Origin of the sequence: Janthinobacterium paucivorans (genome assembly GCF_051380805.1) — a bacterium.
Taxonomy (GTDB): domain Bacteria; phylum Pseudomonadota; class Gammaproteobacteria; order Burkholderiales; family Burkholderiaceae_D; genus Janthinobacterium; species Janthinobacterium lividum_D.
The window spans coordinates 1-18,476 of sequence record NZ_JBNYXR010000002.1 but is presented as its reverse complement, the minus strand read 5'-3'; the positions used below and the strand labels follow the sequence as shown (position 1 = coordinate 18,476).

The 18,476-nt window shown below is 61.2% G+C and carries 14 protein-coding genes; 6 read left to right on the top strand and 8 right to left on the bottom strand.

Annotated elements, in window-relative coordinates; genetic code table 11:
• Positions 1-28: 28 nt before the first annotated feature.
• The 7 genes from ACQ4V8_RS03130 to glpD form a co-directional block, all read right to left on the bottom strand.
• On the bottom strand, positions 29-1,756 hold the full coding sequence (locus tag ACQ4V8_RS03130; protein ID WP_010399333.1) for an ABC transporter substrate-binding protein: 1,728 nt from the start codon (positions 1,754-1,756) through the stop codon (positions 29-31).
• Positions 1,757-1,872: 116 nt separating this feature from the next.
• Positions 1,873-2,187 (bottom strand): DUF2160 domain-containing protein, encoded by a 315-nt coding sequence (locus ACQ4V8_RS03125; protein WP_010399336.1) that lies wholly within the window; start codon positions 2,185-2,187, stop codon positions 1,873-1,875.
• Between the two features lies 1 nt (position 2,188).
• Positions 2,189-2,992 (bottom strand): carbohydrate ABC transporter permease, encoded by an 804-nt coding sequence (locus ACQ4V8_RS03120; RefSeq protein WP_010399340.1) that lies wholly within the window; start codon positions 2,990-2,992, stop codon positions 2,189-2,191.
• Positions 2,992-3,879 carry a carbohydrate ABC transporter permease gene (locus tag ACQ4V8_RS03115; RefSeq protein WP_010399342.1) on the bottom strand — a complete coding sequence of 296 codons (888 nt, stop codon included), beginning with the start codon at positions 3,877-3,879 and terminating at the stop codon, positions 2,992-2,994. The genes ACQ4V8_RS03120 and ACQ4V8_RS03115 overlap by 1 nt, the downstream gene beginning before the upstream one ends.
• Positions 3,876-4,976 carry an ABC transporter ATP-binding protein gene (locus ACQ4V8_RS03110; RefSeq protein WP_010399344.1) on the bottom strand — a complete coding sequence of 367 codons (1,101 nt, stop codon included), beginning with the start codon at positions 4,974-4,976 and terminating at the stop codon, positions 3,876-3,878. The genes ACQ4V8_RS03115 and ACQ4V8_RS03110 overlap by 4 nt, the downstream gene beginning before the upstream one ends.
• A gap of 1 nt (position 4,977) precedes the next feature.
• The gene (locus tag ACQ4V8_RS03105) at positions 4,978-6,117 is read right to left on the bottom strand and encodes an ABC transporter ATP-binding protein (protein WP_436570873.1); all 1,140 of its coding nucleotides are present in this window, start codon (positions 6,115-6,117) and stop codon (positions 4,978-4,980) included.
• A gap of 74 nt (positions 6,118-6,191) precedes the next feature.
• A complete protein-coding gene (glpD, locus tag ACQ4V8_RS03100; RefSeq protein ID WP_261981011.1) occupies positions 6,192-7,790 on the bottom strand; it encodes a glycerol-3-phosphate dehydrogenase in 1,599 nt (532 codons plus the stop codon).
• A gap of 194 nt (positions 7,791-7,984) precedes the next feature.
• On the opposite strand from glpD, the gene ACQ4V8_RS03095 reads away from it, so the two are divergent.
• The 5 genes from ACQ4V8_RS03095 (at position 7,985) to ACQ4V8_RS03075 (ending at position 14,102) form a co-directional block, all read left to right on the top strand.
• Entirely contained in the window at positions 7,985-8,743 is a 759-nt protein-coding gene (locus tag ACQ4V8_RS03095) for a DeoR/GlpR family DNA-binding transcription regulator (RefSeq protein WP_010399350.1), read from the top strand.
• 354 nt (positions 8,744-9,097) lie between these two features.
• Entirely contained in the window at positions 9,098-9,601 is a 504-nt protein-coding gene (locus ACQ4V8_RS03090) for a MarR family winged helix-turn-helix transcriptional regulator (RefSeq protein WP_196855574.1), read from the top strand.
• A 78-nt stretch (positions 9,602-9,679) separates the two neighbouring features.
• The gene (locus ACQ4V8_RS03085) at positions 9,680-9,964 is read left to right on the top strand and encodes a pyridoxal-phosphate dependent enzyme (protein ID WP_436570872.1); all 285 of its coding nucleotides are present in this window, start codon (positions 9,680-9,682) and stop codon (positions 9,962-9,964) included.
• Between the two features lie 136 nt (positions 9,965-10,100).
• On the top strand, positions 10,101-11,810 hold the full coding sequence (locus ACQ4V8_RS03080) for a CehA/McbA family metallohydrolase (protein WP_436570871.1): 1,710 nt from the start codon (positions 10,101-10,103) through the stop codon (positions 11,808-11,810).
• Between the two features lie 189 nt (positions 11,811-11,999).
• Entirely contained in the window at positions 12,000-14,102 is a 2,103-nt protein-coding gene (locus ACQ4V8_RS03075) for a prolyl oligopeptidase family serine peptidase (RefSeq protein ID WP_043462165.1), read from the top strand.
• A 131-nt stretch (positions 14,103-14,233) separates the two neighbouring features.
• On the opposite strand, the gene ACQ4V8_RS03070 is transcribed toward ACQ4V8_RS03075, so the two are convergent.
• Positions 14,234-14,857: a glutathione S-transferase family protein gene (locus ACQ4V8_RS03070; RefSeq protein WP_010399364.1), complete on the bottom strand. Its 624-nt coding sequence runs from the start codon at positions 14,855-14,857 to the stop codon at positions 14,234-14,236.
• Positions 14,858-15,100: 243 nt separating this feature from the next.
• On the opposite strand from ACQ4V8_RS03070, the gene ACQ4V8_RS03065 reads away from it, so the two are divergent.
• On the top strand, positions 15,101-17,806 hold the full coding sequence (locus ACQ4V8_RS03065; protein WP_436570870.1) for a M1 family metallopeptidase: 2,706 nt from the start codon (positions 15,101-15,103) through the stop codon (positions 17,804-17,806).
• Positions 17,807-18,476: the final 670 nt, after the last annotated feature.

Below are 18,476 nucleotides of genomic sequence, written 5' to 3'. Positions count from 1 at the left end.
AGCGGCGGCAGAAAACTACACGGCTACCTTACTTTGCCTTGCCTTCTTTCCATGCCTGCAACAGTTTATCGTAGGCAATCGTTTCACCCTTCGGCTTTTCATTCGCCAGCTTTTTCCATGGGGCATGCTGATCCGACAGATACTGGTTCGGGTCGCCTTTGGCATTGAGCTTGGGCGCACATGCCTTCATGCCGGCCCGCTGCAAGCGCGCCATGACCTGGTCCATTTCCTCGGCCAGGTTATCCATCGCAGCTTGCGGCGTTTTTTCCGCCGTGATGGCCGTGGCCACGTTTTTCCACCACAGTTGCGCCAGCTTCGGATAGTCGGGTACGTTGTTGCCTGTCGGCGTCCACGCTACGCGGGCTGGACTGCGGTAAAACTCGATCAAGCCGCCGTATTCGTTGGCGTGCTGCGTGAAATAATCATGACGGATGTCGGAATCGCGTATGAAGGTCAGGCCGACAATAGATTTCTTCAGCGACACGGTTTTCGAGGTAACGAATTGCGCGTACAGCCAGGCGGCGGCCTTGCGATCATCGGGCGTGGACTTGAACAAGAACCAGGAACCGACGTCCTGGTAGCCGTTCTGCATGCCCTCTTTCCAGTACGGACCGTGCGGCGACGGTGCCATGCGCCATTTCGGCGTGCCATCCTTGTTGACCACTGGCAAGCCCGGTTTCGTCATGCCGGCCGTAAATGCCGTGTACCAAAAAATTTGCTGGGCAATTTCGCCCTGCGCCGGTACCGGCCCCGCTTCCGAGAAATTCATGCTGTTCGCCTGCGGTGGCGCGTACTTCTTCATCCAGTCGATATATTTCGTCAACGCAAAGACAGCCGCCGGCGAATTGGTGGCGCCGCCGCGCGACATCGATGCGCCCACGGGCGTGCACTTGTCGGCTGCCACTTTGATGCCCCACTCGTCGACAGGCATGCCGTTAGGAATGCCCTTGTCGGCTGCGCCAGCCATCGACAGCCAGGCATCGGTGAAGCGCCAGCCCAACGATGGATCTTTCTTGCCATAATCCATGTGGCCATAGACCTTCTTGCCATCGAGTTCCTTCACGTCATTGGTGAAGAAGTCGGCGATGTCTTCGTAGGCGGACCAGTTTTGCGGCACGCCCAATTCGTAGCCATACTTGGCCTTGAACTTGGCTTGCAAATCCTTGCGTGCGAACCAGTCGGCGCGGAACCAGTACAGGTTGGCGAATTGCTGGTCGGGCAGTTGGTACACCTTGCCATCGGGCGCCGTGGTGAAGCTGATGCCGATGAAATCCTTCAAGTCCAGGCCGGGATTGGTAAATTCCTTGCCCTTGGCGGCCATATAGTCGGACAGGGGCTCGACGGCGCCATAGCGATAATGCGTGCCGATCAGGTCGGAATCGGAAATCCAGCCATCATAAATACTCTTGCCCGATTGCATGGACGTTTGCAGCTTTTCCACCACATCGCCTTCCTGGATGATGTCATGGCGTACCTTGATGCCGGTGATTTCCTCGAACGCCTTGGTCAGGGTCTTCGATTCGTAGACGTGGGTATCGATGGTTTCCGAAACCACAGAAATTTCCTTGATGCCCTTGGCTTTCAGCTTGGCCGCCGCATCGATAAACCATTTCATTTCCGCAAGCTGTTGCTGCTTGCTCAAGCTCGATGGCTGGAATTCCTTGTCGATCCAGACTTGCGCCTGTTTGGCATCTGCCAGCGCCGCATTCGACACCAGCATGGCCGCAGCCGCGAAGATCGTGAACTTCAATTTCATCGTGTATCTCCTTTTATAGTTTTTACCGGCAGCCTGCTGGCAACCGGCATCCATCACCACCGGCAAGCCGGCTATCCCCACCGCATTACGATCAACATTCAACACCGGCAAGCCGGCTATCCCCAACGCATGACAATCAACAACAAGACAAAACTGATGGCAGCCCCGACGGCCTGCTGCATTTCCGTCAATCCGGCCCAGGCCAGGTTGACGTACGCCGCCGTGAGCAAGCCGATGAAGAGGCGATCACCGCGCGTGGTCGGCATCGGCAAGAAGCCCTTGCGTGCGATGCTCGGTGAACGGATTTGCCACAGCGTCATGCCGGCAAGCATCAAACCGATACAAATGAAGAAAATGGCCACTTCCGGCGTCCAAGCCATCCAGTCGAACAGGCCGACGTTGCTCGCTGTGCTATCGATAGTATTTTCCATGTCAGACCCTTCCCATCGCAAAACCCTTGGCTATGTAATGGCGCACGAACCAGATCACCAGCGCGCCAGGCACGATGGTGAGCACGCCGGCAGCTGCCAGCACGCCCCAATCCATGCCGGCGGCCGAGACGGTGCGCGTCATGGTGGCGGCAATCGGCTTGGCATTGACGGACGTCAAGGTACGCGCCAATAACAGTTCCACCCAGCTGAACATGAAGCAGAAGAAAGCCGTCACGCCCACGCCCGACTTAATCATCGGCAAGAAGATGCGGATGAAGAAGCGGGGGAAGCTGTAGCCGTCGATATACGCGGTCTCGTCGATTTCCTTCGGCACGCCGGACATGAAGCCTTCCAGTATCCACACCGCCAGCGGCACGTTGAACACCATGTGCGCCAGCGCCACAGCCAAATGCGTATCCATCAGGCCAACGGTCGAATACAGCTGGAAAAACGGCACGAGGAAGACCGCGGGCGGCGTCATGCGGTTAGTCAGCAGCCAAAAGAACAAATGCTTGTCGCCCACAAAGTTGTAGCGCGAGAAGGCATACGCGGCCGGCAAGGCCACCGTCACCGACAGCACCATGTTCAACGCCACGTACAGCATGGAATTGATGTAGCCGCTGTACCAGGAGCGGTCCGTGAAGATCGTATGGTAATTGGCGAACGTCAGTTGCTGCGGCCACAGGCTCAGGACGCCAACGATTTCCTCGTTGGTCTTGAGCGACATATTGAGCATCCAGTAGATGGGCAACAGGGACGCCAGCAAAAAAGTGACGAGCATGGCACTGCGTATTTTCTGGTGCATCATTTCTGGTCTCCCGTACCGACGCGCTGCATCCACGTGTAGAGCACAAAGCAGAACAGCAGGATGATGAGGAAATAGATCAGTGAGAATGCCGAGGCCGGTCCCAGGTCGAACTGACCGACGGCTTTTTGCGTCAGGTATTGCGACAAAAAGGTGGTGGCATTGCCGGGGCCACCACCGGTCAGCACAAACGGTTCCGTGTAGATCATGAAACTATCCATGAAGCGCAGCAACACGGCGATCATCAGCACATTGCGCAGTTTCGGTAGCTGGATGTAGCGGAACACGGCCAGGCCGGAAGCGCCGTCGATGCGCGCCGCCTGATAATACGCGTCGGGAATGGCACGCAAACCGGCATAGCACAGCAGCGCTACCAGGGGCGTCCAATGCCAGATATCCATCACCATCACCGTCAGCCAGGCATCGAGCGAGTTGCCGCTGTAATTGTAGTTCAAGCCCAATTGATTCAGGCTGTAGCCCATCAGGCCGATGTCGCCGCGGCCAAAGATTTGCCAGATGGTGCCCACCACGTTCCAGGGAATCAGCAAGGGCAGCGCGATCAGCACCAGCGCCAGCGACGCCTTCCAGCCATCGGCCGGCATGCACAGGGCGATCAAAATGCCCAGCGGAATCTGGATCGCCAGCACGCAGCCGGAAAACAGCAGTTGGCGCAGCAAGGCGCTGTGCAAGTCGCCGTCGAGCATGACCATGCGGAACCATTCGGTACCCACAAATACCTTTTGCGTGGGGCTCAGGATATCCTGCACGGAATAATTCACTACCGTCATCAGCGGCAGGATGGCGGAAAAAGCCACGCACAGCAGTACGGGCAGGATCAATAGCCAGGCGCGGCGGTTGTTATCGGTTTTACCGTTATGTATCATCATGCCACCCGCTTATCGTTGACGTAGAACAAAGTGCGTTGCACGGGGAAACGCAGCCGCACAGCTTCGCCAGGCTGGACATCGATGGCGCGCAGCTTGGCCGCCACCGTGGCGCTGCCCAGCTGGAATTGGGCCAGGAAATGCGTACCCATGTTGCGCACCGCAATGACGCTGGCAGCGAGCGTATCGCCGCCCCCCTCGCTGGCCTCGCCCTGGCGCAGGCATTCGACGAATTCGGGCCGCACGCCCAGCGTGATGTTGCCTTGCGCGCCAGACAAGGCCGCGCGCGCCGCAGCGGACAGCGCCAGCGGCTGCCCTGCTACCCGCGCCACGCCATCGTCCAGCGTGCAATCGAGCAAGTTCATGCCCGGGTTGCCGATGAAATAGCCGACAAACGTGTGCTCCGGCTCTTCGAACAAGGCTTGCGCGCTGCCCGTCTGTACCACTTCGCCCTGGGTCATGACGACCACCTGGTCGGCAAAGGTCAACGCTTCCACCTGGTCGTGCGTGACGTAAATCAAGGACAGCTTCAATTCGTGGTGGATTTCCTTCAATTTCCGACGCAACAGCCATTTTAAGTGCGGGTCGATCACCGTCAGCGGTTCGTCGAACAGCACGGCCGCCACGTCGGGACGCACGAGGCCGCGTCCCAGCGAAATCTTTTGCTTGGCGTCGACGGACAAGCCGCTGGCACGCATTTTCAAGTCACTCGTCAATTCCAGCATCTGCGCCACCTGTTGCACGCGCTTTTTGACCTCGCTCTCTTTCCAGCCGCGATTGCGCAGCGGAAACGCCAGGTTGTCATGCACGGTCATGGTGTCGTAGATGACGGGAAACTGGAACACTTGCGCAATATTGCGCGCTTCGGTGGGCAGTTGCGTCACATCCTTGCCGTCGAACAACACCTTGCCGTGCGATGGCTTCACCAGGCCGGAGATAATATTGAGCAAGGTCGTCTTGCCGCAGCCCGACGGCCCCAGCAAGGCGTAGGCGCCGCCGTCATGCCAGGTCATGCTCATGGGCCGCAGCGCATAGTCGGCCGGTGCCGTCGGGTTCGGTTTGTAGGCATGCGCCAGGTCGATCAGTTCGATACGCGCCATATCAAGCTCCTGCCTGTAACGACGCAGCGGCGCCCGGAGCGACGGCTCCCGGAGCGACGGCGCCCGGAGCAAACAGCAAGCCGCCATCGCTGGCGAAGATCAGCAAAGCATGCGGCTGGCAATACACGGTGCAAGCGCTGCCGATCTCCAGATTGTGCACGCCGCCCAACTGCGCCACCAGGGCCAGTTCGCCGCGGCGCGCATGCACATAGGTTTCCGAGCCGCTGATTTCCGCCAGGTCCACCTGCGCCGCGATGGCCACGTCGGCGTCGGACTGGGGCGACAAATGCAGGCTGTGTGCGCGCACGCCAAGGATCACGTCGCAGCTGTTACCGAGGCAGGCGCGCTGCGCGCCGCTCAAGTGAATCGCCAAGCCATCGGCGGCCTGCGCCACGCCGGCCGCATCCACGCGCGCGGGGATCAGGTTGATCGGCGGGTCGCTGAAAGTGCGCGCCACGGCGATGGAATTGGGGGCATTGAAGACGTCCAGGGTCGGCCCTTGCTGCAGCAAGCGCCCCTCGTGCAGCACGGCCACGTGGCCGCCCAGTTGCAGCGCTTCCAGCGGTTCCGTGGTGGCGTACACGACCGTCGTGCTGCCGCTGGAAAACAGTTCCGTCAGTTCGCGGCGTAATTCTTCGCGCAGTTTGTAATCGAGGTTGACCAACGGCTCGTCGAGCAGCAACAGCGAGGCATCCTTGATCAGGGCTCGCCCGAGCGCCGTGCGCTGCTGCTGGCCGCCCGACAATTCCCCTGGCGTGCGCTGCAAATACGGCGTGATGTGCAGGCGCTCGGCCAGCGCCAGCACTTTCGCGCGTATCTCGTCCTCGGGCACCTTGCGCAAGCGCAAAGGCGAGGCGATATTGTCGTACACGGTGAAGGCCGGATAGTTGATGAATTGCTGGTATACCATGGCCAGGTTGCGGCGGCTGACGGGCACGCCCGTCACATCGACGCCATCGGCGGTGACCGTGCCCCCGCTGGGCTTGTCCAGGCCCGCCATCACGCGCATCAAGGTCGTCTTGCCGGCACGCGTGGTGCCCAGCAAGACGTTGATGGCGCCCGGCACCAAGGCCAGCGACATCGGATATAAAAAGTCATCAGCACCCTGCTTCCTGCTGATCTTGTCCAGTACCAATTGCACGCGCTTCTCCTCCAGTGATGGTTTCTTATTCTTCGCCGCACCCTCTGCGGGGCGCGGTCGCCTGCCTGTCCTTCTTACTGCACCGACGGATGCTGCAGCAACGGGTGTTGCAACAACCAGGCGTCGAGACTGACCGCCGTTTCGCGCGGCAAGTGCAGGCCCAGCTTGGAGCGCCGCCACAGGATGTCGGCCGCGCTGACGGCCCATTCGTGGCGCCGCAAATAATCGACTTCCGCCGCGTACAGGCCGGCGGCAATTTCCTCGCCCATGGCTGCCACGTCCTTGCGCCCATCGAGCAGCATATGGATGCGCGTGCCGTAGGCGCGCGCATAGCGCGCCACCAACGCCGCCGGCAGCCATGCGTAGGCGTGCTGCAAGCCTTGCACGAACTGGCCGAACTCACGCACTGACTTGTTCTGCGGCGTGCTGCCGAACACGTCGCCGCCAGGCAGGCAGGCGTGTTCCGTCCAGGCCCGCCGCCTCTGGCCTGGCTCGGGTACCAACATGGGTTCCAGCAAATCGAGGGCCTCCTCGGCCAGCTTGCGGAAGGTGGTGATCTTGCCGCCAAAAACACTCAGCATCGGCGCGCCGTCCTGGTCCAGCTCGAAACGGTAATCGCGCGTGACGGACTTGGCATCGGCCGCCGCGTCTTCCACCAGCGGGCGCAGGCCAGCATACGTCCAGACTACATCGGCAGGCACAATGGGCTTACTGAAATAATAACTTGAAAGTTCACACAAGTAACGAATTTCCTCGTCATCGATTTCCACCTTGCCACTGTCGCCGTGATAATCAAGGTCGGTGGTGCCGATCAAGGTGAAATCATCCTCGTAAGGGATGGCAAACACGATGCGCCCGTCCGGATGCTGAAAAATATAGGCGTGGTCATGCGCGAACAGGCGTTTGACGACGATATGGCTACCCTTGATCAGGCGCAAATTCTGGCCTTGCCGGCCGGGCGCCGCCTGTTGCATGAATTCGGCCGTCCACGGTCCCGCCGCATTGACGACGCTGCGCGCGCGCACCGACAGTACGCTGCCGTCGCTCTTCTGCAGGGTCGCCAGCCAAGCATCGTTGTTACCCGCAGTGTCGCGCACCAGCGCCGTGCAGCGCGTCTGCGTCAGCACATGCGCGCCCCTGTCGGCCGCGTCGATGGCATTGAGCACTACCAGGCGCGCATCATCGACCCAGCCATCGGAATACACGAAGCCGCGCTTGAACTCCGGCTTTAAAGGTTTTCCTGCCGCGTGGCGCCGAAGGTCGATGCCGCTGGAGGCTGGCAAGATTTCGCGCTTCGCCAGCATGTCGTAGAGAAACAGGCCGGCGCGTATCAGCCAGGCTGGGCGCTGGCCCTTCGCATGTGGCATGACGAAACGCAACGGCCACATGATGTGCGGCGCCGAGCGCAGCAGCACTTCGCGCTCGATCAGCGCCTTGCGCACGAGGCCGAACTCATAATATTCGAGGTAGCGCAGGCCACCGTGTATCAGCTTGGTGGAAGCCGACGAGGTGTGCGCGGCCAGGTCATCTTTTTCGCACAGCACCACCGACAAGCCCCGACCGGCCGCGTCGCGCGCGATGCCCGCGCCATTGATGCCGCCGCCCACCACCAGCAGGTCGCATTCCATCGCAGATTCGAGCACTGCGTCGATTCCCTGCTGTACTAAGGCCATCGGAACTCCATCATTATCAAGGACAGGCGATCAAGAAAGACTAGGCACACCCGACGACTGTGGTTAAGATCAATACGGATGTCATACGAATGCAATATGGTTAAGATTACGCCATAAATCGAACTCATAGCAACATATTTTTACCCGCATTTGTTCGATTTTCTTCGTTTGTGGAATTTTAAAGAGATACGCCCATGATTTTGAATCCCCGCCAGCGCCGCTTGCTTGAAGTGGTGCGCCAGAAACTCACCATGTCAGTCGAGGAGTTGGCCCAGCAACTCGGTGTCACGCCGCAAACCGTGCGGCGCGACGTCAAGCAAATGGAAGAAGCGCGTCTGCTGGCGCGCTATCACGGCGGCGTGGGCTTGCCCTCCTCCGTGGAAAACATCGATTACAGCCAGCGCCAGGTCTTCAATAGCGACGCCAAACGGCGCATCGCCGCCGCCGTCGCCGCGCAAGTACCGCATGGCTGTTCGCTTCTGATCAATATCGGCACCACCACCGAGGAAGTGGCGCGCGCGCTGGGAGAGCACAGCGGCTTGCACGTGGTGACGAACAACCTCAACGTAGCGGCCATCCTGGCCGACAACGCTGCCTGCGAAGTCATCGTCGCTGGTGGCGTGGTGCGCGGGCGCGACCGGGGCATCGTGGGCGAGGCCACTATCGACTTCATCCGTCAATTCAAGGTCGACATCGGCATCATCGGCATTTCCAGCATCGACGAAGACGGCAGCCTGCGCGACTTCGATGCACGCGAAGTGAAGGTGGCGCAAGCCATCATCGAGCAGTCGCGCGAAGTATGGCTGGTGGCCGACCAGCATAAATTCGGCCGCAAGGCGCTGGTGCGGCTGGCCGACCTGGCACAAATCGATCTCTTGTTTACGGACGCGTCGCCGCCGGCCCGCTTTACCGCAGTCCTGCGCGAGGCAGGCGTGAAGGTGGTGGTGGCCTGAGCGGCTGGCAGGTCTGCAGCCACCCTTGGCACTGTCGCGTGGGCAATACGGCAGCGATGGGCAAGCACAGCGAATGATATGAAATATTTATCAAGTTGAAAAAAAGCTGTTACCATTGATGCAACATGAGTTATTTTTTTTATCTTCCACTCCAGCAATACGATTATTCACTTGATATTGCTTTTTATGTATCCAGAGCAAGGAAAAAGGAAAAACTCTTTGCCGGCCAGTGATTTCCTGTGAAAACAGTGTTAGAACTGCCTCAAGCAGCATGATTATTCCCCAACAAACCACTCGACGGCAAGCGTGAAGGCCTTGACCATGCCGGTAACGCCGCCCAGTGAAGGAAGATAAATGAGCCATAATTTTGAAACGGCCGCCACGCCGCAAGCCACCCATTCCAACAGCGCTCCCGTCAGCGAGCTCGAAGCCCATCTCGGCTACTGGCTACGTTTCGTGTCCAACCATGTTTCCCACGGCTTCCAGAAAAAAGCCGAAGCCAACGGCGTGACGCTGTCCGAATGGGTGGTACTGCGCGAAATGTTCCGCCTGGGCTGCACCTCGCCCACGGTGCTGGCGCAAGTGTCCGGCATGAGCAAGGGCGCCGTGTCGAAGCTGATCGACCGCCTGGAAAGCAAGGGCATGGTCAGCAAGTCGATCCTGCTGGCCGACCGCCGCCAGCACTCGATCGAACTGACCACGGAAGGCGAAGCGCTGGTGCCCGTGCTGGCCGGGATGGCGGACCAGAATGACGAAGAATTCTTCGGCAAGCTGCCGCGCCAGCTGCGCGATGCCCTGCTCGAGGCGATGAAGGAAGTGGCGCGCACGCATCAGCTCAAAAGCGTGCCGTTAAATTAAAACGGCTTGCGGCAACGGTGAGACGCAGGCACGCGCACTTCAGCTGTGCTGCTGGCGTGAGCGTCCACCAGGCACACAATGGCCTTGCACATCGCACCCCCGGCGCTCAACTCACGCGCCCTAAGCCTGTACAGCGAACGCGACATCTGGCTCAAGCTTGAAGCCTTGCAGCCGCCCGGCACCTTCACGATTCGCGGCATCGGTCTCGCCTGCGAACAATACGCGCAACGTGGTGCCAGCCGGTTCATCTCTGCTTCTGGCGGCAATGCCGGCATCGCCGTGGCCTACGCGGGACGCCGGCTGAACATACCCGTCATCATCGTGCTGCCGGAAACGAGCAGCGCCACGCTATCGCCGCCCTAACGCTAGAATAAGAACAACAGCTTTGCGCCAGATCATGGCACATCACGCTGCCAGGGCGCCAATGCCGGCGCACGCGGGAACTTGCACGCGGCGCAGTGTGTCTCACTACCATCTGCAGCTATCGCGCGAGGCAACGATGGTCAAGACACTACGACGCTGGCGCCCACCGTGGGTGCCATGGCTGGCTGGCGCTTGCGCTGGCGTGTTGTTCATTACGTGGAGCAACACGCCAGCAGCGCAAGAGCCTAAGGAACACAGCGAACTCGACGCCACCGTCGTCGCGCCGTTCCGCGCCACGCGCATAGAAAGCGCCACGCAGGCACGTACATTTCTTATCCGCCTCGCCTATCCCGACGGGGGGCGCAGCCATGCAGTGCGCTGGACGCTGACACTGTCCGGCGCCAGCCCGCAAGGGGCCGTGCTGCGACGCTGGTCGGGCACGCAGCAGGTGGGCGCCGACAGCCAGAGCGTCACCGTACTCTGGGATGGCCGCGCCGACGCCAACGCCAACGCCAATACCCGCGCACGGCGCGTGCTGGTGCCGGACGGCTTGTACGCGCTGCGCCTGCTGGCCGTAGCGGCTGCCGGTACGCCGCAGCAAGCGCAAGTGGAACAACAATGGCACATCCAGGTGCAGCGCGGGCGAGGTAAGGCAGCGCGCGTACCGGCCTTTCAGGCCGGCCTGCAACAACTGCCCAGCCTGGATGGCCAGATCGTCTATCGCATCGCCTACGCCAACTTGCACAGCCAGACGCGCCACAGCGACGGCGGCGCAGCGCTCGACGCCTGCCATGGCGCGCAAAAACCACAAACGGCGCCCTACGGCCCCACCGATGCCTATGCCTATGCGCATAAACACGGCCTGGATGCACTGCTGACATCCGAGCACAACCATATGTACGACGGCTCCGATGGAACGAATGCACGCGCCAAGCCTGCCGAAGCAAAAGCCCTATATCAGACGGGCCTGGCCGAAGCGGCCGCCTATACAAACGCCCACCCCGGCTTCCTGGCTCTGTACGGCATGGAATGGGGCGTCATCAACCAGGGTGGTCATGTGAATATCCTCAATAGCGAACAGTTGCTGGGCTGGGAAAGAAATGCCAGCGGTGAATTACTGGCTGACGTGGAAACGCCGAAGGGCGATTACGCGGGCCTGTACGCGCTGATGCGCGAACGGGGCTGGCTTGGCCAGTTCAACCACCCCGCGCAAACGGGCCAGTTTCTCGTCAACGGCCAGCCGCTGGGCTACACACCGGACGGCGATGTGGCCATGGTGCTGTGCGAGGTGATGAACAGCTCCGCCTTTTCCAGCAACGACGAGGAAACGGAGACGCGGCGCAGCAACTACGAGGCAGGCTGCAACCGCGCCCTGGCCGCCGGCTACCATGTGGCCTTCAGCAGCAACCAGGATAACCACTGCGCCAACTGGGGCGCCGCCTACGGCAACCGCACGGCTGTGCTGGTAGCCAGTGCGGCCGCCGGCACGCCCGTGACACGCGACAGTTTCCTTGCGGCGCTGCGCGCGAGACGGGTGTTTGCCACCATGGACAAACATGCGCAACTGCTATTTACGGCCAATGGCCGGCTGATGGGCGAGCGTTTCGATAATCACGGCCCCTTGCACCTGGCCACCCATTTCAGCAACAGCGCCGGGCGGCAAGCGGCGGCCGTCGCCATTTTCCACGGTGTGCCGGGCGGCAACGGTTCCGTCACCCCAGTGTCGAGCCAGGCCAGCATCACCGTCACACCGGCGCCCGGCCCGCATTTCTATTACGCGCGCTTAACGCAGGACGATGGCAAGCTCGCCTGGTCGGCACCCGTGTGGGTGATGCAGCTGCCGTAAGCAATGTCTGAGCGTGACGGCGCCGCAGATTCTACGGCGCCATGCAATTTTAGGAAATAATATTAGAAAAGCATGCTGTTTCTTGGCGTGCCACCGTTGGAGGCTGGTTCCCCGCATTAATCCATGGCAACATAGCTGCGCCGTCTTGAGAGCAAGACGGCGCAACCGAACACCGCCAAGGAACCGTCCATGTCTTTTTATCGCACTTTCGCCGGCAGCGTGCTGCTCGGCCTGGCTACAGCGGGCATCGCCCACGCGCAAGCACCCGCGCCCACGGCTCCGGCCGACCCCCATTTGTGGCTGGAAGAAGTCCTCGGCGACAAGCCGCTGGCCTGGGTCCAACAGCGCAACGCTGTCACCACCCAACAATTGCAAGCCCGTCCAGGCTTCCCGGCCCTGCAGGCGCGTCTGAAAACCATCCTCAATTCGAAGGAGCGCATTGCCTACGTCAGCAAGGAAGGCGCTTTTTACTATAATTTCTGGCGCGATGCCCAGCATGTGCGCGGCATCTGGCGTCGCACCACGCTGGCGCAGTACCAACTGGCGGAACCGGCCTGGGAAACCGTGATCGACCTCGACCAGCTGGCCGCCACCGAGCATGAAAACTGGGTCTGGGCCGGCGCCTCCTGCCTGTATCCGAAAGCCGAGCGCTGCCTCATTTCCCTGTCGCGCGGCGGCGGCGACGCCCAGGTGGTGCGCGAATACGACGTCGCCAAACGCGCCTTTGTCGAGGACGGCTTTAGCCTGCCCGAAGCAAAAGGCAGCGCCAGCTGGATCGACCACGATACCATCTTCGTGTCCACCGATTTTGGCCCCGGCACGATGACCAGCTCGGGCTACCCGCGCATCATCAAAGAATGGCAGCGCGGCACGCCGCTGGCGCAGGCGAAAACATTATACGAAGCCAAGGCCGACGACCTGAGCGCGGGCGCCTACAAAGACTTCACGCCCGGCCACGAACACCAGTTCATCGAGCGACAAATCGATTTCTACAGCGGCGAAATGTTCCTGCGCGACGGCGCCGACTTGAAGAAAGTGCCGAAACCGGACGACGCCACGGCATCGACCGTGCGCGACCAATTGATCATCACCTTGCGCTCGGACTGGAAAGTGAACGGCAAGACCTATGTGCAAGGCTCCTTGCTGGCGACCGATTTCAAGGCCTTCATGCTGGGCAAGCAAGAGATGGAAGTGCTGTACGCACCGACCGCCACGTCTTCGCTGGACCATGTCACGCCAACGAAATCAGCCATCCTCGTGACGACCCTGGACAAGGTCAAGAACCGCCTGACGGAGCTGCGCCATGTGAACGGCAAGTGGCAGCGCCGCGCCGTCGATGCGCCGAAACTGGGCACCCTGGCCGTCAGTGCGCTCGATCCGGTCGACTCGGACCAGTACTTCCTGACGGTGACCGACTTCCTCAACCCCACCACCCTGCACCTGGCCACGTCGGGTAGCGACAACCGCACAAAAATCAAATCGCTGCCCGCCTACTACGACGGCGCGCCGTACAAGGTGGAGCAGTTCGAATCGACATCGAAGGATGGCACCAAGGTGCCGTATTTCGCCATCATGGGCAAGCAGACGAAATTCGATGGCCGCAACCCTACCGTGCTGTATGGCTATGGCGGCTTTGAAGTATCGCTGAAACCAAGCTACAGCGGCACCACCGGCGTGGCGTGGCTGGAAAAGGGCGGCGTCTACGTGCTGGCCAATATCCGCGGCGGCGGCGAATTCGGCCCCCGCTGGCACCAGGCGGCGCTGAAGGAAAACCGCCAGCGCGCGTATGACGATTTCATCTCGGTGGCGCAAGATCTGATCAAGCGCAAGATCACCAGCGCGCGCCACCTGGGCATCATGGGCGGCAGCAATGGCGGCCTGCTGACGGGCGCCGTGCTGGTACAGCGTCCCGATTTATTCAACGCCGTCGTCAGCCAGGTACCGCTACTCGACATGCGCCGCTATAACAAGCTGTTGGCGGGCGCCTCGTGGATGGGAGAGTACGGCGATCCGGACGTGCCGGAACAATGGGCTTACATCAGCAAGTACTCGCCGTACCAGAACGTCTTCAAGGATAAAAAGTATCCGCGCGTGCTGTTTACGACCTCGACGCGCGACGACCGCGTCCACCCTGGCCATGCGCGCAAGATGGTGGCCAAGATGGAAGAGCAAGGCCACGACGTGCTGTACTGGGAAAACACGGAAGGCGGCCATGCGGGCGCCGCCAACAACGACCAGCAGGCGCTGATGTGGGCGCTGACCTATACCTTCCTGCTAGAGCAGCTGAAGTAATGTTGTGGTGTCGGATTACGCGTTCCGGTAATCCGACCTACCGGGCTGTCGGTAGGCGTAGGTCGGCGTAGGTCGGCTTAGCCCAACGGGCGTAAGCCGACAACATTGTCGACGCGGGCCGCAGACATTGCTTATTTCGACTGCGCACTGGGGCGCGCGGCGATGCGGTCGCGGTAAGCCTGCAGGTGCTCCAATCCCTCTGCGCCCGGACGGTACTTCATCAGGCCGCGCACAAATTCCAGCGTGCAAAAGGCCGTGATGTCGGCAATCGTATACCGGTCGCCAGCGATGTAGGGCTGCTTGGCCAGCAACTGGTCCAGCCATTGCGCGGTCTCGCGCAGCTTGCCCGCCTGCGCCGCAGCGAAATCGGGCAACTGCGGGTTTTCCATCGCCACCAGGGCCGGATGGCCGTGGCGCGCCCAGTTGGCAGCGGCACTGAGCAAGTTCAGCTCCACGCGGCGGTCGGCCATTTCGATGAAGGCGCGCTCCTCGAAACCCTCGCCCATCAAGTTCGGCTGCGGCTGCAAGCCTTCCAGGTAGGTGCAGATGGCGCGCGCCTCGGTCAACACGCGCCCGTCCGCCAGTTCCAGCACGGGCACGCGGCCCAGCGGGTTTTTCGCCAGGAAGGCAGGGTCACGTTGCTGGCCCGCCATCAGGTCAAGCGCCACTTCCTCGATGCCGGTGATGCCTTTCTCGGCGATAAACATCGTGACGCGGCGTGGATTGGGCGTGCGGGGGCTGATATACAGTTTCATGCGCTTGATCTCGTCTGGTTGTGGTGGTGGTGGTGGACAATCGGGTGCGGCACTCGCCTGTGGCAGCGCGCCCCGCTACCCATCATACCAGCGGCGGCACTGGTGCGTTGACTTTGCATCCGTTTCGCCTTAGATTGCCTACGGGAGCGCTGGCGTTCAGTTCCAGCGATGTCCCGCTACCGCCATCGACGCTCGCGGCCTACCCGGCTGACGGGCATTTTACTCATGCACCAAGGGCATACCATGCATCGCATACCAACACCGCGTTTCCGCCGCAGCCAACTGGCCGCAGCTGTCCTGGCACTGACTGCCATCACCGCCTTCAAGCCGGGCCACGCCGCCCCTGGCGTCAAGTACGCCTCGGCCAGCCATGCCAACGCCACCACGACGCAGCTGCCACGCGGCGTCACGCCTTTGCACTATATGCTGTCGATCACGCCAGACGCTGCCGCCGCCACCTTCAAGGGCGCAGCCGCCATCAAGGTAGCCGTCGACACGCCAACGACCAGCATCACCTTGAATGCCTTGAACCTGGCGTTTGCCAGCGCCGCCATCGAAGGCGCTGGCGGCAGCAAGCAGGTGACGCGCCAGATCGAGTTCGATGCCGACAAGCAGACGGCGACGCTGCACTTTGACCAGCCGCTGGCCAAGGGTGAGTACCAGTTGCGCATCGACTACAGTGGCAAGATCGGCACGCAGGCCACGGGCCTGTTCTCGCTCGACTACGACACACCGCAGGGGCGCCAGCGCGCGCTGTACACGCAGTTCGAAAATTCGGATGCACGCAGCATGCTGCCGTCTTGGGATGAACCGGACTACAAGGCGACGTTCGCGCTGGACGTGATCGTGCCAAGCAAGCAGATGGCAGTCGGCAACATGCCCATTGCCAGCAGCGAAGAACTGGGTAATGGCATGAAGCACGTGCGCTTCGCCACCACGCCGCGCATGTCGACGTATCTGCTGTTTTTCGGCCTGGGCGACTTCGAGCGGGCAACAAAGATGGCCGACGGCACGGAAGTAGGCGTCATCACCAAGAAAGGCGCGCTGGCGCAAAGCCGCTACGCACTCGACGAGTCAAGCGCCCTGCTGCGCGAATACAATGATTATTTCGGCGTGCGCTACCCGCTGCCCAAGCTCGACAACATCGCCGCGCCGGGCCGCAGCCAGTTCTTCGGCGCCATGGAAAACTGGGGCGCCGTCTTCACCTTCGAATACGCCCTGCTGCTCGATCCGACCATCTCGACCCAGACCGACAAGGAAAACATCTACACCACGCTATCGCATGAAATGGCGCACCAGTGGTTCGGTGATTTGGTCACCATGCGCTGGTGGGATGACCTGTGGCTCAACGAAGGGTTTGCGTCGTGGATGGAAAGCCGCACCACCGAGCGTCTGCACCCGGAGTGGAACACGGCCCTGTCCAACGTCGGCGGGCGTGAGTCTGCGATGAGCCAGGACGCGCTGCGCACTACGCATCCAGTGGTGCAGCGCATCGCCACCGTGGAGCAAGCCAGCCAGGCCTTCGACGGCATCACCTATCAAAAGGGCGAAGCGGTGATCCGCATGCTCGAAGCGTACGTCGGCGCCGACACCTGGCGCACGGCCGTACGCAACTACATGCGCAAGCATGCCTATGGCAATACGGTGTCGGACGACTTGTGGCGCGAAGTCGATGCTGCCGCCGGCAAGCCTGTCAGCGCCATCGCCCACGATTTCACCTTGCAACCGGGCGTGCCGATGATTACAGTGAGCGACGCCGTGTGCAGCAAGGGCAGCACGCGCGTGACCCTGACGCAGAGCGAATTTTCCAAGGACCAGCCGGACAAGAAACCGCTGTCGTGGAAAGTGCCGGTGATCGCCTCGACGGTCGGCAACGGCAAGCCGGCGCGCGTACTGGTCAAGGATGGCAAGGCGATTTTGAACGTGCCCGGTTGCGGCGCCCTGCTGGTGAACGTGGGCCAGAGCGGCTACTACCGCACCGTCTACGCGCCCGCCGGCGCGCGCGCTCTGGCAGGCAGCTTTACGCGCCTGGCGCCGATCGATCAACTGGGTTTGCTGGCCGATAGCCAGTCGCTGAGCATGGCGGGCTTGCAAGACCCGGCCGGTTTCCTGGAACTGCTGAAAGCGACGCCCCTGTCGGCCGATCCGCAGGTGCTGGGCCGGGTGGCCGCCTCGCTCAACAGTCTATATGAACAATATGCGGGTGACAGCGTGGACAGCAAAGCGCGCCAGAAGGCGTTCGGCCGCTTTGCCATGACGCGTTTGACACCGATGATGACGCAGACGGGCTGGGAAGCGCGCGCGGGCGAAGCGTCCAGCGTGGCGACCCTGCGCGGACGCCTCATTTCCATCCTCGGCGACATGGGTGAGCCGGGCGTACTGCAAGAGGCGCGCCGCCGCTACGCAGCCAGCCTGCACGATCCCGCCGCCATGCCCGCAGCCCTGCGCAGCAGCATCCTGGGCGTGGTGGCGCAGCATGCCGATGCGGCCACCTGGGAACAGCTGCACGCCAAGGCACAGCAGGAAAAAACGCCGCTAGTGAAGAACCAGTTGTACGACTTGCTGGCCGCCAGCGATGATGCCGCTCTGGCACAACGGGCGCTAACGCTGGCGCTGACGGAAGAGCCGGGCGTGACCAACAGCGCAGCCATGATCTCGCGCGTTTCGCGCACGCATCCTGAGCTGGCATTCGACTTCGCGCTGGCGCACCTGGAACAAGTCTATGCGCGCATCGACGCCAGCTCGCGCAGCCGCTACGTCCCGCGCCTGGCCGCCGCTTCGGCGCAGCCGGACATGATCGCCAAGCTCGAAGCGTACGCGCAAGCGCACCTGCCGGCCGGTGCGCGCGGCGACGCCGACAGCTCCGTCGCTGGCATCAAGTACCGCATCAAACTGCGTGCCGAACGGCTGCCGGCCATCGATGCATGGCTGGCGAAGCAGGCGGGCTGAGTACAATTGCCGGCGCGACGGCGCCGGCAAGAAGAAAAAGCAGACAAAAAAAACCGGCTTCGCACAGTGCGGTAGCCGGTTGAAACGCTGTTTCAGAGCGCAGGGATAAACTGGGGAAGCATAAAAAGCGACAGCAAAAGCGGAAATCGTGCCGGTCATTGAGGTGTCCGGCAACCCTGGGCCCGGGGTTTCCGTGCGCCATGACTCCACTATGCCAGCCCTTGCCTGTAACAGGCTTAGAACTTCATTAAATCCCTGCACGATTGCTGCACGATTGCTGCTTTTCCCCTGCCACGCCCTGCGATCATTGCTGTAAAACAAGTTTCACGTATCTGGTGCCGATGCTTGAGCTCACCGGCTAAGCTGTTGAGTCATGCCTGCATCCTATCGCTCCCGGAGCGTAGTGATTTGCGCAACACATGCCGTATGCCAACAACAGCATCATAGCAGCGCTATATGACCGCCCTATGACCGTAATGGCGTTCAGTTAGTGTGTTAGTGATGCTATTTTTAGCCCAAGAACCAGGACAGGGGTCGGACCCTGAGGGTCCGACCCAATCCACCCAAGTTAAGCAACAGGCTGCCATCAAGCAACCTTGTAGGCCATGTATTTATGGGGCTTGTAGGCGTTGGTTTGCCGTGACCTTGATTGTCCTGGGCGATGTTGAAA